At 58.6% G+C, this 13,516-nt stretch carries 16 protein-coding genes; 9 read left to right on the top strand and 7 right to left on the bottom strand.

Annotation, left to right across the window (positions count from 1 at the left end):
• Window positions 1-32 precede the first annotated feature (32 nt).
• Entirely contained in the window at window positions 33-578 is a 546-nt protein-coding gene (locus tag JEM67_RS07985; RefSeq protein WP_199635343.1) for an antibiotic biosynthesis monooxygenase, read from the top strand.
• 208 nt (window positions 579-786) lie between these two features.
• Here the strand turns inward: JEM67_RS07985 and JEM67_RS07980 are convergent, their stop codons facing one another.
• From JEM67_RS07980 to JEM67_RS07970, 3 genes are all read right to left on the bottom strand, one after another.
• Entirely contained in the window at window positions 787-1,917 is a 1,131-nt protein-coding gene (locus tag JEM67_RS07980; RefSeq protein WP_199635345.1) for a Gfo/Idh/MocA family protein, read from the bottom strand.
• Window positions 1,918-2,377: 460 nt separating this feature from the next.
• Window positions 2,378-3,001: a glutathione S-transferase family protein gene (locus JEM67_RS07975; protein ID WP_199635347.1), complete on the bottom strand. Its 624-nt coding sequence runs from the start codon at window positions 2,999-3,001 to the stop codon at window positions 2,378-2,380.
• Between the two features lie 12 nt (window positions 3,002-3,013).
• Window positions 3,014-3,202 carry a DUF1127 domain-containing protein gene (locus tag JEM67_RS07970; RefSeq protein WP_013812077.1) on the bottom strand — a complete coding sequence of 63 codons (189 nt, stop codon included), beginning with the start codon at window positions 3,200-3,202 and terminating at the stop codon, window positions 3,014-3,016.
• Window positions 3,203-3,378: 176 nt separating this feature from the next.
• Between JEM67_RS07970 and JEM67_RS07965 the strand changes: the two genes are divergently transcribed.
• The 4 genes from JEM67_RS07965 (at window position 3,379) to JEM67_RS07950 (ending at window position 7,185) form a co-directional block, all read left to right on the top strand.
• Window positions 3,379-4,833, top strand: coding sequence for a PLP-dependent aminotransferase family protein (locus tag JEM67_RS07965; RefSeq protein WP_199635349.1), 1,455 nt, complete (start codon window positions 3,379-3,381; stop codon window positions 4,831-4,833).
• An 82-nt stretch (window positions 4,834-4,915) separates the two neighbouring features.
• The gene (locus JEM67_RS07960) at window positions 4,916-5,938 is read left to right on the top strand and encodes an AraC family transcriptional regulator (RefSeq protein ID WP_199635351.1); all 1,023 of its coding nucleotides are present in this window, start codon (window positions 4,916-4,918) and stop codon (window positions 5,936-5,938) included.
• Window positions 5,938-6,612: an epimerase gene (locus tag JEM67_RS07955; RefSeq protein WP_199635563.1), complete on the top strand. Its 675-nt coding sequence runs from the start codon at window positions 5,938-5,940 to the stop codon at window positions 6,610-6,612. Before JEM67_RS07960 ends, JEM67_RS07955 begins: the two co-directional genes overlap by 1 nt.
• 72 nt (window positions 6,613-6,684) lie before the next feature.
• On the top strand, window positions 6,685-7,185 hold the full coding sequence (locus tag JEM67_RS07950; protein WP_199635353.1) for a DUF523 domain-containing protein: 501 nt from the start codon (window positions 6,685-6,687) through the stop codon (window positions 7,183-7,185).
• Here JEM67_RS07950 and JEM67_RS07945 read toward each other — a convergent pair.
• Window positions 7,182-7,598, bottom strand: a complete 417-nt coding sequence (locus tag JEM67_RS07945; protein ID WP_199635355.1) for an NUDIX hydrolase — start codon at window positions 7,596-7,598, stop codon at window positions 7,182-7,184. The genes JEM67_RS07950 and JEM67_RS07945 overlap by 4 nt on opposite strands.
• 103 nt (window positions 7,599-7,701) lie before the next feature.
• Here JEM67_RS07945 and sseA point away from each other — a divergent pair, with 103 nt between their 5' ends.
• A complete protein-coding gene (gene sseA / locus JEM67_RS07940) occupies window positions 7,702-8,547 on the top strand; it encodes a 3-mercaptopyruvate sulfurtransferase (RefSeq protein ID WP_199635357.1) in 846 nt (281 codons plus the stop codon).
• Here the strand turns inward: sseA and JEM67_RS07935 are convergent.
• On the bottom strand, window positions 8,544-9,413 hold the full coding sequence (locus JEM67_RS07935; protein WP_199635359.1) for a LysR substrate-binding domain-containing protein: 870 nt from the start codon (window positions 9,411-9,413) through the stop codon (window positions 8,544-8,546). The two genes, sseA and JEM67_RS07935, sit on opposite strands and share 4 nt — an antisense overlap.
• A 105-nt stretch (window positions 9,414-9,518) precedes the next feature.
• Here JEM67_RS07935 and JEM67_RS07930 point away from each other — a divergent pair, with 105 nt between their 5' ends.
• The gene (locus JEM67_RS07930; protein WP_199635361.1) at window positions 9,519-10,100 is read left to right on the top strand and encodes a DUF4865 family protein; all 582 of its coding nucleotides are present in this window, start codon (window positions 9,519-9,521) and stop codon (window positions 10,098-10,100) included.
• Window positions 10,101-10,172: 72 nt separating this feature from the next.
• Complete coding sequence (locus JEM67_RS07925) at window positions 10,173-11,390, top strand: FAD-dependent oxidoreductase (RefSeq protein ID WP_199635363.1); 1,218 nt, start codon at window positions 10,173-10,175, stop codon at window positions 11,388-11,390.
• Window positions 11,391-11,480: 90 nt separating this feature from the next.
• On the opposite strand, the gene JEM67_RS07920 is transcribed toward JEM67_RS07925, so the two are convergent.
• Window positions 11,481-12,119: an RES family NAD+ phosphorylase gene (locus tag JEM67_RS07920; RefSeq protein ID WP_199635365.1), complete on the bottom strand. Its 639-nt coding sequence runs from the start codon at window positions 12,117-12,119 to the stop codon at window positions 11,481-11,483.
• A complete protein-coding gene (locus JEM67_RS07915) occupies window positions 12,112-12,879 on the bottom strand; it encodes a hypothetical protein (RefSeq protein ID WP_199635367.1) in 768 nt (255 codons plus the stop codon). Before JEM67_RS07915 ends, JEM67_RS07920 begins: the two co-directional genes overlap by 8 nt.
• A gap of 120 nt (window positions 12,880-12,999) precedes the next feature.
• On the opposite strand from JEM67_RS07915, the gene JEM67_RS07910 reads away from it, so the two are divergent.
• Window positions 13,000-13,512, top strand: coding sequence for a GNAT family N-acetyltransferase (locus JEM67_RS07910; RefSeq protein ID WP_199635369.1), 513 nt, complete (start codon window positions 13,000-13,002; stop codon window positions 13,510-13,512).
• The last annotated feature ends 4 nt before the right edge of the window (window positions 13,513-13,516 follow it).

Below are 13,516 nucleotides of genomic sequence, written 5' to 3'. Positions count from 1 at the left end.
GCCGCACCGGGGTCTTTTTTGGAGTTGACTTAATGGATCATCAGCAGCACGTCACGTTAGTGATCACTCATCGTCTGGCACCGGGTCAGGAACAGGCCTACGAGGCCTGGCTGAAACGCATTATGCCGGAAGCCGCCAGCTTCGCCGGCCACCTGGGCGTTAACGTGATCCGCCCTACCGGCAGCGAGCAGGCTTATACGATATTGGTGCGTTTCGACAGCATCGACAATTTGAACCAGTGGAACAACTCGCCGCTGCGCAAGAAATACATCGAAGAAGTGGCGCCGCTGTTGCTGGAAGACGACCACGTGGATATTCGCCCCGGCGCGGAATTCTGGTTCACGCCGCCGAGCGCCAATATCCGGCCACCCGCCAAGTGGAAACAGTTTTTGATCACCCTGCTGGTGATCTTCCCCTCCACCAATCTGGTGCCCTGGTTCTGGGGCAAACTGCTGCCGCAATTGGGGGGTACGCTGCCCGGCCATTTTCTCAATGACGCTACCGTGGTCGCGCTGGTGGTTTTCCTCTGGATGCCGATCGTGACCCGCGTCTTTCATCAATGGCTCATCCGCCACTAGGCGGTCTGCCAGGAGAGCAGCGAAGGGGCGTTAGCCCGGATTGACAGTGAGGGGGGAGTTACGCCGTCGGCGGCTGGGGCACGTTCGGTTGTTCATGCTTTGCATTTTTAATCACATCAAGCTACCAACTTAACAACTTATTAAGCTGGTAGCTGATTAACATCCTAAGCTATGGCATTTTCAGCCTGAGCGCGCCATAACCGGCCGCCTAGTCGCGATTGATATCCAGCCAGCGACGCTGTTCGGCGGAAGCGGCTATCGCATCCAGTACGCAGGACACTTTCCAGCCTTCTTCGAAATCCGGCCACATGCGGTCGCCGGCGGCAATGCCGTTAACCAGATCGCGGATCTCCACCGTTTTCTGATCGTTAAAACCGATACCGTGCCCGGCGCTGATGCAAAACGCCGCGTAGTCCGGGTGCTTCGGCCCCACCAGCAGCGTTTTGAAGCCCTGTCGCTCTGTCGGTTCGTCATGACGATACAGCTTCAGTTCCGCCATCCGCTCCTGGGTATAGCTGAGCGTGCCTTTGGTGCCGGTCACCACGTAGGTCAGCCCCATCTTGCGCCCGCAGGCAATGCGCGAGGTTTCGATAGTGCCCATGGCGCCGCCGGCAAAACGCACCAGCGCACTGGCCTGATCTTCGTTTTCCACGTCATGCATCACCGTCGGGTCTTTGGCATCCGGCCGCTGTTTGATAATGGTCTGCATGTCGCCGGAGACCGCCACGATATCGCCCACCAGGTAATGCGCCATGTTAACGATGTGCGCTGCCAGATCCCCCAGCGCGCCCAATCCGGCGCTGGCCTTGCGGCAGTGCCAGTCTATCGGGGTGCGCGGATCGGCGAGATAGTCCTCATTGTGGGTGCCGTAGAAATGCACCACCTCGCCAATCTCGCCGTTGGCGATAATTTCGCGCGCCAGCTGGCTGGTCGGGTTCTTCATATAGTTGAAACCCACCAGCGTTTTAACCCCTTTGGCGCGGGCGGCCTGCACCATTTCGGCGGCATCATTGGCGTCCAGCGCCAGCGGTTTTTCGGAATAAACATGCTTGCCGTGGCGGATCGCCTCCAGCGCCATCTCCTTGTGCAGGAAGTTTGGCGCGCAGATATCCACCACATCAATAGCCGGATCCGCCACCAACTGCCGCCAGTCGCCGGTAGCGCGTGAGAAACCAAATTCTGCGGCGCGCTGTTGCGCCAACTCCGGCGTCACTTCCGCCAGCATTTCCAGCACCAATTCGCCTTTCAGTGGAAATACCGTGGCCGCCTGCGCATAAGCAATAGCGTGGCAGCGCCCAATGTAGCCGGTGCCAATTAACCCAACGCGTACCTGTTTCATCACCCTCTCCCCTGCCGATATCCGTCATATGGCCGGCGCGTCGCTTAATGAAACACGCCATCTGAGATAAGGTTATATGGAATATAAATTTCAATAACAAGTCAGAGGAAAAATAAAACTCATATCCGTGATGCCGTTCATGAAACCCTGCAGGCCATGATGCAACGGCGTGATGATCGCGATACGCCGCACCCGGCGGTGAAGAACGCACGGATAGAATGGATATTTTATTCAGACTGCTGACAAAGCCCGTTATTAGGGAAAGCGTGCCGAAGGGGTCGTAACGGCCTTGCCCGTCGACCAATTTGCCGGGAGCAAATTGGAACGACTTCAAGTCGGCCCGTAGGGTGGGACACAGGGACGTGTCCCATAATGGCCCCTCGGTGCGCTCGGCCCGGGTATCTCAGGCTTACAGACCCCTTTGTCATCAACCTCAATGAAATGGATATTTTATTTCATATCACGGCAAACCGTTGGCGCCATACAGCAAGAACCCCGGCCGCTGCTTAAGCCGTTGCAGATACGCATTCAGCTGCGGGTAATCCGGGCGCGAGAACGGCGTCATCAACCAGCGGTTCAACGACAGCCCGATCACCACGTCCGCCAGGCTAAAAGCCGCACCGGCCATATAAGCCTGCCCCTGCGCCAGATGCTGCTCCAGTATGCCCATCAGCCGGTTCCACTCCCTTTCGGCGTCCGCCAGCCGGGCCTGATCCTGATAAGCGGCATCCTGACGCACCCGCGACATGAACACATAGCGCCAGGCGTTGTTCAGATCGGTAGCCTGCCAGTCCATCCACATCTCGACCCCGGCCCTCGCGCCCGGCTCCAGCGGCAGCAGATCCTGACGCCCTTCACGGCCCACCAGGTAGCGGCAAATCGTATTGGATTCCCACAGCACCCGCTCGCCGTCGATCAGTACCGGCACCAGCCCGTTGGGGTTAAGCGCCAAAAACACCGGTTCCTGGGTGGAGCGAAAACCGCTGCCCCAATCCTCCCGCTGTAATGCCACCTCAAGTTCATGGCAGGTCCACAGTACCTTGCGCACGTTAATCGATGATGCTTTACCCAATAACTTCAGCATGCCGTTTCCTTATTATTCCAGCCAAAAAGGTTTGCGCCCTTCCCGCCGCGCATCGGCGCGCGTCAGACCGACATCCGCCAACTGCGCGTCGTCCAGCAGCAACAGCGATTTACGCGTGCGGTAGCGTTGCAGGTACAAACGCCAACGGAAAAAGAATAACCGGCTCCGCGCCGGCGCACCATCTGCAAACAGGGTCATCATTGCATTCTCCTTCGATTTAGCCTCGGCGTTCATGATGCGGCGCGGGTGAAAAACGGTACAGATTCAAGTCAGGGGTATTTTTTCCATACAAAAGCTGTCTCTGCGTATCTGAATGGTCTAATTTAATCCCATCTGTGCTGGTTATTTTCCCATTCACTCTCATTTTGGGTATCTGTATGACACGCTATGCCACGCTGGCCGCCATCCTCAGCCAACGCATCGAACAGGGGCTTTATCCCGCCGGCGATCGCCTGCCGTCGGTACGCATGCTGAGCCAGGAACACGGCGTCAGCATCAGCACGGTGCAACAGGCTTACCGCCTGCTGGAAGAGAGCCAACTGGTGGAGGCGCGGCCGAAATCGGGCTATTTCGTGCGGGGGCTGCGCACCTTAGCCGAGCTGCCTGCCGTCACCCGCCCGGTGCAGCGGCCGGTGGACATTTCGCAATGGGAGCAGGTGCTGGAACTGATCCGCACCAAACCGCGTGAAGATTTGGTACAGCTGGGGCGTGGCATGCCGGATATCAGCGAGCCGACGCTGAAACCGCTGGTGAAGGCGCTGGGGCATGTGGGCCGCCATGGCGATCTGCGCAGCCTGTATTACGACAATATTCAGGGCGTGATGGGATTGCGTGAGCAAATCGCCCGCCTGCTGCTGGATTCCGGCTGCCAGATAAGCGCCGACCAGTTGGTGATCACCACAGGTTGCCATGAGGCGCTGTCCGCCGGGCTGCGCGCCGTGTGCCAGCCGGGGGACATTGTGGCGGTGGACTCCCCCTGTTTTCACGGCACCATGCAAACGCTGAAAGGGTTGGGCATGAAAGCGCTGGAGGTCCCGACCGACCCGCTGACCGGCATCAGCCTGGAAGCGTTGGAAATGGCGCTGGATCAATGGCCGATCAAGGCAATTCTGTTGACGCCTAACTGCAACAACCCGCTGGGCTACATCATGCCCGAGGCGCGCAAGCAGCGGTTGCTGACGCTGGCACAGCGCCATGATGTGGCGATCATCGAAGATGACGTCTACGGTGACATCGCTTACCAGTATCCTCGGCCGCGCACCATCAAGTCCTTCGACGACGATGGCCGCGTGCTGTTATGCAGTTCCTTTTCCAAAACGCTGGCGCCCGGCCTGCGTATCGGCTGGATTGCCCCCGGCCGCTATCTGGAGCGCGTGCTGCACATGAAATATATCGGCACCGGCTCCACCGCCACCCAACCACAGTTGGCGATTGCCGACTTTATCCGCCACGGCCATTACTTGCAGCATCTGCGGCGCATGCGTACCCGCTATCAGCAAAACCGCGATCGGATGACCGGTTGGATCATGAATTATTTCCCGCCCGGCACCCGCGTCAGCCAGCCGCGCGGCGGTTTTATGCTGTGGATTGAGCTGGACGACGAATTTGATACCCTGCGACTGAACCGCTATCTGGAGCAACAGGGCGTGCAGATCGCAGTCGGCAGCATTTTTTCCGCCTCCGGCAAATACCGTAACTGCCTGCGCATCAACTACGCCCCGAAACTGACGCCAGAGATTGAACAGGCGGTTAGCCGGGTCGGCAAGACCATCCAAAGGCTACTGTTGGCGCCGGTAGCCGACATCGAAAGCGCCCAAGCGCTGCGGGAGTAAAGCTTGTCGCAATCGGATTATCCGCGCCTGCCCTAACCTTTTACACTGGAGCCTTTCTCAACAGGCAGCCAAAGGAATCATCATGAGCAGCGATCAAATTCCGGTATCCGGCGCGCTGGCGGTTCGCTTCGCGGCGCTGGGGGTGGATATTGAACAGGTTAGCCAACTGGCCGGCCTTCCCAGCGGGTTGCTCAGCGACGGACGCGAAAAAGCCAGGCTTTCCACCCACCAGTATTTTGAAATCTGGCGCGCGCTCGCCAGACTGACCAATGATGCCGCATTCGGTTTACGCCTCGGCGGCGACGTGGCCCCGGAGCACTACGATATCGCCTCGGTCGCGGCGCTGCATTCCGCCACGTTCGGGGAAGCCTTGCAGAAGGTGGCCCGCTATAAGCGGTTGGTGTGCCCGGAGGAGCTGATGCTGACGGAAGACGGCCACGGCGTGCGGCTGCATACCCGCTGGCTTATGGCCGAAGGCCACGCCCCCGATCTGCTGATTGACACCATGTTTGCCTACATCACTACCTTGTGCCGCCGTGGTACCGGCATGGCGATCCAACCCCGGGCGATCGAGCTGACGCGCCGCCAGGATCCCGCTTCCCCGCTGCTGCGCTATTTTTCCTGCCCGATCCATTTCAACGCGCCGCTCGATGTGCTGGTGTTCGACCGCGCGCTGATGAAGCAGCCGTTTATTACTTATAACCAGGACAGTCTGGCCGTTTTGCTGCCCGGCCTGGAAGCCGAACTTGCCAGGGCGCAGCAGGATGACAACCTGCCCGCACAGGTCATGGCGATCCTCGCCCGCAGCATGCGCGGGCAACGGCCCAGCGTGAACAGCGTGGCCGCCGAACTGTACGTCAGCCCGCGTACCCTGCAACGACGGCTGCAACAACAGGGCTACAGCTATCAGCAATTGCTGGACAAAACCCGCCACCGCACCGCCTGCCACCTGCTGTCAGACACCGATCTGGAGCCGGGTGAAATTGCCTTCGTGCTGGGATTTGAAGAGTTGAATTCGTTCAGTCGCGCCTTTATGCAGTGGGAATCGCAAACGCCGAACCGTTGGCGCAGCCGGCGTGTGACCGCCCGTCAGGAGAACAGATGATGAGAGTGATAATCTTCGGGGCCAGCGGTATGGTCGGCCAGGGTGCGTTGCGCGAATGCCTGCTCGACCCGCAGGTCACAGAAGTGCTCAGCGTCGGCCGCAGCCCGCTGGCGCAAAGCCACGCCAAACTCAGGCAGTTGACGACGCCCGCCCTCAACGACCTGTCGGCGCTGGAGCCGCAGTTCGCCGGCTATGACGCCTGTTTGTTTTGCCTCGGCGTCTCGTCCTTTGGCATGAGCGAAGCCGACTATCGCGCGGTGACCTACGATCTGACGCTGGCCGCCGCCCATCCACTGGCGCGGCTGAATCCGGCCATGACTTTTATCTACGTTTCCGGCGCCGGTACCGACAGCAGCGAACAGGGCCGCAGCATGTGGGCCAGGGTCAAGGGGGCGACCGAAAACGCCCTGCTGGCGCTGCCGTTCCATGCGGTGATGTTCCGCCCCGGCGCTATTCTTCCGCTACACGGCATCCGTTCCAAAACCCGTGCTTATCATTTGCTGTATACGCTGTTTAAACCGCTGTGGCTGGGTGCCTTGCGGCTGTTCCCCAATCAGGTCACCACGACCGAAAGGATCGGGCTGGCGATGCTGGCGGTTGCGAGACGTACGACGCCGCTGCTGATCATCGAACCGGCAGAAATTAACCGGTTGGCGCTGCCATCGGCAGTATGATTCTGCTATGTTAAAGCCGCGCGTGCGGGCTGTTTGCCCGCGCTTTCGCCCCTGAGACAAAAGACAGAGATCATGCCGTCAAAGATTTTATTCAGCGCCTGCCTGGCCGGTTTTAAAGTTCGCTATAACGGCTCCGACAAACCGCTGGTCAACGCGACCCTGCAACGCTGGCAGCGCGAAGGCCGCCTGGTGGTTTGCTGCCCGGAGTTGGCCGCCGGTTTTTCCACCCCGCGCCCCAGCGCAGAAATTACCCCGACCGCCAATGGCGCCACCGTGCTCGCCCAGCAGGCGCGGGTGATGGAGGCCGGTGGCGGCGACGTCACCGACAGCTATCTGCTTGGCGCCCATCTGGCGCTGGAAACCGCACGGCGGCACGGCTGTCGCTTTGCGCTGCTCACCGACGGCAGCCCGTCCTGCGGCAGCCAGTTTATCTACGACGGTTCTTTCAGCGGCCAGACCAAACCCGGCAGCGGCGTTACCGCCGAGTTGCTGCGCCAGCATGGCATTGAGGTGTTTTCCGATCGCCAACTGGTTGCGCTGATCGCCCGGGTTGAGGCGGTGGAACAGATCTAGCGGCGCAGATACGCCGCCAGCCGCTGCTGCAGATGCGAAATGCCCTGCGGATGATTGATAAAGCGGTCGATGGCCATCATCTGCCAGCATTGCCCCTCATCGCCAAAGCGGACGGCGGCAATTTGCGCCTGGGTGATTTCGCCCACCATAAACCAGGTGGGCGGATAGCCGGCCAGAATGCCATCATGGCGCTGTTGCCAGTTCACCTGCCGAGCGGCAATGCGCAGGCCAAATTCCTCGAAGGTTTCCCGTTGCGCGCATTGCAGCGGCGTTTCATCGCCTTCACGCCCGCCGCCGGGCAGATCCCAGCAGCCGGGCCAAGGGATGCCGATTTTGTCATCACGCCGATAGGTCAGCAGGCTATCGCCGCACAGCAGCGCGATTTTGGCGCCGCCGAAGCTGTTGTTGTCCATTACGCCTCATGATTATCCGCCCCGTTTGCCAATCATCTTACCTCATCCGCCCACCCGCTGGTGTATAGTGAAAATCCGTTTTCACAACAGGCGAACAATAGCGATGAACTCTCCGTTTCTGGTTACCCCACAATGGCTTGCGCAGCATATCAACGATGAAGATCTGGTGGTGGTTGATGTCAGGATGTCCCCGGTCGGCCTGGTGCCGAAAAAAGATATGCTCGCCGAGTTCGAACGCGGCCATATACCGGGCGCGGTGTACTTTGATATCGACGACGTAGCCGACAAAAACACCGCCCTGCCGCACATGTTGCCGACGGCGGCGGAATTCAGCGCGGCAGCGGGCAAGCTGGGCATCAACGATAAGCACACCATCGTGTTTTATGACGAGGGCAATCAGTTTTCCGCACCGCGTGGCTGGTGGACCTTCCGCAACTTTGGCGCGCAGCGGGTTTATGTGCTGGACGAAGGCCTGAACGGCTGGACCGCGCTGGGCCAGACGCTGGAAACCGGCCCGGCACAGCCTGAACCCCAAACCTTTGACGCCCGCTTCAACGCCGACGCCGTCGTGAATATGCAACAGGTGGAGCAGGCGCTGAACACGGAAGTGCAGATTTTGGACGCCCGCGCCGCGCCGCGTTTTTACGCCGAAGCGCCGGAGCCGCGCCCAGGGCTGCATCGCGGCCATATCCCCGGCAGCATCAATATTCCTTACGGCGAACTGCTGGAAAACGGCCACTTCAAATCGCTGGAAGCGCTGAAGAAAACCTTCAGCGATAAAGGGGTGAACATCAACGGACCGATCGTCACCAGCTGCGGCTCCGGCGTCACCGCCGCGGTACTGGCGTTTGGCCTGCTGTCGCTTGATGCACCGCAGGTGAAGCTGTATGACGGCGCCTGGACCGAATGGGGTGCGCTGAGCGGCAATCAACCGATCGAACAGGACTAGCCGTCGATCCGTTCGGCCACGATCTGCGCCAGCCGTCCAATGGCCGCAGAGGGGTTTTCTTCGGCGCGGTGCAGTACCACGCCGATGTGACTGAGCGCCGGCAAAGCGCCGGGGGCGAGGCAGAGTAATCCCGAAGGCAGCCCGGCATCAGTGCGTACCGTGACCCCCAACCCGGCGCTGACCGCCGCCCAGACCCCGTTCAGGCTGCGGCTGGTGAAGGCGATGCGCCACGCGATACCGGCGCGATCCAGCGCGTTGGTGGCCGCACTGCGCATCAGGCAGGGGGCGTCGAACATCACCAGCGGCAGAGGTTCATCACCGCCCTGCCACTGGCTCAGATCGAAGTTCGGCGAGGCGATCCAATGCATCATGCGGCGGCCCAAATCCTGCTGAAACGGCGTGCTGATGCCGCCATCCCACGCCAGTGACAAATCCAGCTGCCCTTTCAGCACCCAGTCGATCAGCTCTGCGTTGCGGGCGATGCGCGCCTCTATGCGCACCTTCGGATGGGCGCGGGTAAAACTACCCAGCACCTGGGGCAAAAAGGTTTCACCGAAATCTTCCTGCAGCCCAAGCCGCACGGTTCCTTGCAAATCCAGCCCGCGCACCGCAGCGGCAGCCTCGTCGTTCAGTTCCAGCAGCCGGCGGGCGTAGCCCAGCAGCGTTTCACCGGCCTCGGTCATCACCATACCCCGCCCGGATTTTCGCAAGATCGGCGCACCGATCTGCTGCTCCAGTTTTTTCAGATGCGCGCTAACCGCCGAGGTTGATCGCCCCAGCCGTTCCGCCGCCCTGGCGAAGCTGCCCAACTCAATGCCGGTAACGTAACTGCGCAGATCGTCGAGATCGAAAGTGACTCGCCCCATGCTGACCATCCCGTTTTCAAGAACCATTAGTCAAAATAATGCCGATTTTACTGATAAAGATGGCGTGTCATGCTCGCCGGGTCAATGCCTTTCAGGAGAATCATCATGCTTGCCATGCAATACAACTTCGCTCTGCCCGCCGATTACGATATGGCGATTATCCGCGACCGCATCAGCCGTTTTGGTCACCTGCTGGATAACTGTCCACAGTTATTGATTAAAGCCTATCTCTATGCACAGAAAGGTGAGCACAGCGGCGAAAATCTCTATGCGCCGTTTTATCTGTGGAACAGCAGTACCGGCATGAGCGATTTTCTGATCGGCGACGGCTTCAAGGGCGTAAGCCAGGCCTTTGGCTGGCCGCAGGTGACCCATTGGCTGCCGTGGCTGACACATTTTGACCGCCAAAGGCTCGCCGAAGCCACCTGCGCCACGCGTCAAACGCTGCCGATTGCGCCTTACAGCGATCTGGCTGCGCTGCGCCGGCAGCAGACAGACCCCGCCGCCCTGGACAGCAATGCCGTGGCCAGCATAGTGGCGTTTGATCCCGCCACCTGGCAGCTGGTGCGGCTGCATCTGTGGCGGGAACTGCCGCCAGCGCCGGAGCCCGGCACCCAATGCTACCGGGTTGGCCACCTTTCCGCCCCCTTTGACCACACAGCACCGCGGGTTGACAGCCAGACTTGATATTGATAATCATTATCAAATAAAGTCATTCAATTACGATCCGCAATATGCCGATCGTCAGGGCCAACCGCTATGTCACAGTCGCCTATCACACCTTACGCCACCACCTGCTGCATCGTTGGTGGCGGCCCCGCCGGGCTGATGCTCGGCTACCTGTTGGCGCGTGCGGGGATTAACGTCACGGTGCTGGAAAAACACGCCGATTTCCTGCGCGATTTTCGCGGCGATACCCTTCACCCTTCCACGCTGGAAATCATGCACCAGCTTGGCCTGATCGATGAGCTGCTGGCATTGCCGCACCAGCGCGCAGAGACGCTGCAGGCCGAAATTGCCGGGCGCGATATCACGCTGGCAGACTTCACCCGGCTGCCGACCCGCTGCAAATTTATCGCGTTCATGCCGCAGTGGGAGTTTCTCAACTTTCTGGCAGAAAAGGCGGCGGCCTTTCCCGAATTCACACTGATCAAATCGGCGCAGGCGCACCAGCTGCTGTACGATCGCGGCCAGGCGTGCGGCGTGCTGGCGGATACGCCCGAAGGCCCGATCCGCGTGCGCTGCCAGTTGGTAGTCGGTACTGACGGGCGCAACTCGGTGGTGCGCGAACAAGCAGCATTCAGCAGCCAGTCGTTCGGCTCACCGCGCGACGTGCTGTGGCTGAAGCTCGATAAAAAACCCGGCGATCCGGCCTGGTCGATGGGCCACACCGGCCCGAAGCAGAACTTCATCATGATCGACCGGGGCGAATATTGGCAGTGCGGATACTCTATCGATAAGGGCAGTTTCGAGGCGATTCAGCAAGACGGCCTGGAGACGTTTTTGCTGCACATCGCTGAAGTGGCGCCGTTTCAGGACGATCGCCTGCAGGATATCCAAAGCTGGCAACAGGTGAAGCTGTTGAGCATTCGCATCGACAGGCTCGATAGTTGGGCCAGGCCCGGCGTGCTGTGCATCGGTGACGCCGCGCACGCCATGTCGCCGATTGGCGGTGTCGGGGTGAATCTGGCGATTCAGGATGCGGTCGCCACCGCCAACAGCATCATTCCTCCGCTGCGCAGCCACAGCCTGCAACTGAAGCACCTGTTGCGGGTGCAGCGCCGACGCAATTTCCCCACCAAAGCCACCCAATTCCTGCAGATCAAGATGAGCCAACGCAGGCCGAAAAAACGCCGTGCCGGCGGTGGTTCCAGCCTGATGACCCGCGTCGGCAACAGCCGCTGGCTGCCGCACCTGTTCGGCCGCATTATCGGGCTGGGGTTTCGTCGGGAAACGCCGAAGCATCTTGACGGGTGAATTACTACTGCGGGCTGGAAACTTGACGAAAATGGACGACAGAATGCATTACTCTACAGATCCGGCGGATTGTGCCAAGTCTGGGTTACGTCAATCCTCTTCCAGAAGGGTAATCCCCATTTGATCCGCCAATTGCAGGAGATGTATTACCACTTTTCTATCCGTTACAGGCAGGGTTTCCCCCACAATAGATAATGCGTTTTCGCTCAAGCGATCGCCAAAAAACACGTATGCATTGCCAGGATGCTGTTTTGATGGCCAGACCAACCCCTGGACTTCTTTATGCTGTTTGTGAATAGCCTCAGCCCATTGGCGGGTAACGCCATACTGTGCAGCATCGCAATGGGTTACCTTTTTTGATGCCCGCATCTTGGCTAAACCGAGTTGATCCAGTTCGGCCAATTCCAATGCCTTATTGACCACCAGTTCGGTGTGAACTAGCCCTGCAAGCCGTGCAGTAGCGAACTCAACTTTTACTTGAGAAAAATCAACATCGTGTAATGGGACTTCACAAAAGGCTACCTTGGTGCTGTCACCGGCATAAGCCGTGGCAATAACTCGGCTGTCCTCATTAACTATCGGGCTGAATCGCGCGTCTCCTTGTCTGCTGTCATTAAAGGCGTCACCGGCATATTTTTCCCTGTGAATACGATAAAGCGGCGCCCCTGCCTTTAAAATACGCTTATTGATATTGATCTTTGCAACCGGTGGCACCAAATCATCAGCCATGCTGTGCCCCCTCCTTCTCTTTACGAGCGGCATGCAAAACGGCAGCGGGATCTTTCTGCAAGAGGTCTTTAGGTTTTTTCCCGTCAAGCCAGGTGTTTGCCGTCCCCATCCAACTTGCCATTGACCACGGACTTCTTGTTCCTTCAAAAACGCTCAATATCTCTTTAAGGACTTTTAGCGGCTGATAAGCCTCATCAAGAGCGTAAGCAGGATAACGATCATGGCCTTCAACGTTGATCGCGAAAATTTTTCCGCGCTGCTTCCACCCGTTCGGGCCGGCACTGCGATTACGGTTGCTGAACCCGGCCTTATCGGAAAGATCGGATGAGGTCAGCCAGGTGGCATCTGCCAGTATGTACTGGCGAAGATCCTGTTTTCTGACTTCATTTCTGCCACGGAATGCTTCAAAACCATCAAAAATACTGGCTTTTGATCCTCCACCAGAAGGAGACGTCTCAACAGGCTCTTCTGCTACTGGCCGTTTCATCCCCATCTCCCTCGCAATCTCCAACATTTGCATTGCCGCGTTGGGATCCAGGGTGGGGTCGTTTACAATGGCTACTAATTTTTCCCGCAAGGCCGCATTCCTGGCGGTATCCTTATCACCGCGTTTTGCTTTATTGTTCCCGGCATCGACTTCAATAACCAAATACCGAGTCGTGTGCTTACCCGGTTTAAGATGTTGTAACTGATCGGCAGTCAGCATTTGCATGGAAACGCGCTGGCCTGAACGGCGATGAGTCTGTTCTTTAGTCGTCATACTGCCCCCACATACAGATATTGAGTATATTGAGTATATCTCGTATAGAATTGAGTGTCTAAATTTCCACCACTAACCTATCGCCAGTATTCTGGCCATAACCCACAATGAGGCCCCCCTATGTTCACTATCCGCCAGGCTTTGATCGGTGATTTGTTGCTGGTTCGCGATGTCGGCATTCGTACCTATCAGGCACACTTCGGCGAACTTTGGCACTATAAAGAGGAACTGGACGCTTTTTTGGCGCAAGACTTTGCGGTTGAGGCGTTAGAAAAAACGCTGCAGGATCCGGAAGTTTGCTGGCTGCTGGGCTATGAAGGCGAGGATCTGGTGGGCTATGCGCGGCTGAATTTCAACAGCCTGCTGGCGCCGACGCAAACCGCCGGTGCCGAACTGCAGAAAATCTATTTTCTGCCGGAATACGCCGGCCGGGGTTACGGCCAACTTTTCTTTGAGCAGGTACAGCAACGGGCGATTGAAAGGCAACAACCCATGCTGTGGCTGGAGGTGCTGCAACGCAATACCAGCGCCCAGCGTTTTTATCAGCGCCAGGGGCTGAGCCTGTGCGGCGAGACCTGCTACACCAGCGCACAGGGTTCCATCGGCATCTGGTATATGAACAAAGCGCTGTAAACAC

The organism is Serratia sp. PAMC26656, assembly GCF_016469055.2.
GTDB classification, from domain to species: Bacteria; Pseudomonadota; Gammaproteobacteria; order Enterobacterales; family Enterobacteriaceae; genus Serratia; species Serratia plymuthica.
This window is presented reverse-complemented; position numbering and strand designations above follow the sequence as displayed.

Excerpts from the sequence above, each read along its gene's own strand:
- JEM67_RS07985 (WP_199635343.1), top strand. The coding sequence starts at position 33 with ATGGATCATCAGCAGCACGTCACGTTAGTGATCACTCATCGTCTGGCA.
- JEM67_RS07980 (WP_199635345.1), bottom strand. The coding sequence starts at position 1,917 with ATGAAACAGGTACGCGTTGGGTTAATTGGCACCGGCTACATTGGGCGC.
- JEM67_RS07975 (WP_199635347.1), bottom strand. The coding sequence starts at position 3,001 with ATGCTGAAGTTATTGGGTAAAGCATCATCGATTAACGTGCGCAAGGTA.
- JEM67_RS07970 (WP_013812077.1), bottom strand. The coding sequence starts at position 3,202 with ATGATGACCCTGTTTGCAGATGGTGCGCCGGCGCGGAGCCGGTTATTC.
- JEM67_RS07965 (WP_199635349.1), top strand. The coding sequence starts at position 3,379 with ATGACACGCTATGCCACGCTGGCCGCCATCCTCAGCCAACGCATCGAA.
- JEM67_RS07960 (WP_199635351.1), top strand. The coding sequence starts at position 4,916 with ATGAGCAGCGATCAAATTCCGGTATCCGGCGCGCTGGCGGTTCGCTTC.
- JEM67_RS07955 (WP_199635563.1), top strand. The coding sequence starts at position 5,938 with ATGAGAGTGATAATCTTCGGGGCCAGCGGTATGGTCGGCCAGGGTGCG.
- JEM67_RS07950 (WP_199635353.1), top strand. The coding sequence starts at position 6,685 with ATGCCGTCAAAGATTTTATTCAGCGCCTGCCTGGCCGGTTTTAAAGTT.
- JEM67_RS07945 (WP_199635355.1), bottom strand. The coding sequence starts at position 7,598 with ATGGACAACAACAGCTTCGGCGGCGCCAAAATCGCGCTGCTGTGCGGC.
- sseA (WP_199635357.1), top strand. The coding sequence starts at position 7,702 with ATGAACTCTCCGTTTCTGGTTACCCCACAATGGCTTGCGCAGCATATC.
- JEM67_RS07935 (WP_199635359.1), bottom strand. The coding sequence starts at position 9,413 with ATGGGGCGAGTCACTTTCGATCTCGACGATCTGCGCAGTTACGTTACC.
- JEM67_RS07930 (WP_199635361.1), top strand. The coding sequence starts at position 9,519 with ATGCTTGCCATGCAATACAACTTCGCTCTGCCCGCCGATTACGATATG.
- JEM67_RS07925 (WP_199635363.1), top strand. The coding sequence starts at position 10,173 with ATGTCACAGTCGCCTATCACACCTTACGCCACCACCTGCTGCATCGTT.
- JEM67_RS07920 (WP_199635365.1), bottom strand. The coding sequence starts at position 12,119 with ATGGCTGATGATTTGGTGCCACCGGTTGCAAAGATCAATATCAATAAG.
- JEM67_RS07915 (WP_199635367.1), bottom strand. The coding sequence starts at position 12,879 with ATGACGACTAAAGAACAGACTCATCGCCGTTCAGGCCAGCGCGTTTCC.
- JEM67_RS07910 (WP_199635369.1), top strand. The coding sequence starts at position 13,000 with ATGTTCACTATCCGCCAGGCTTTGATCGGTGATTTGTTGCTGGTTCGC.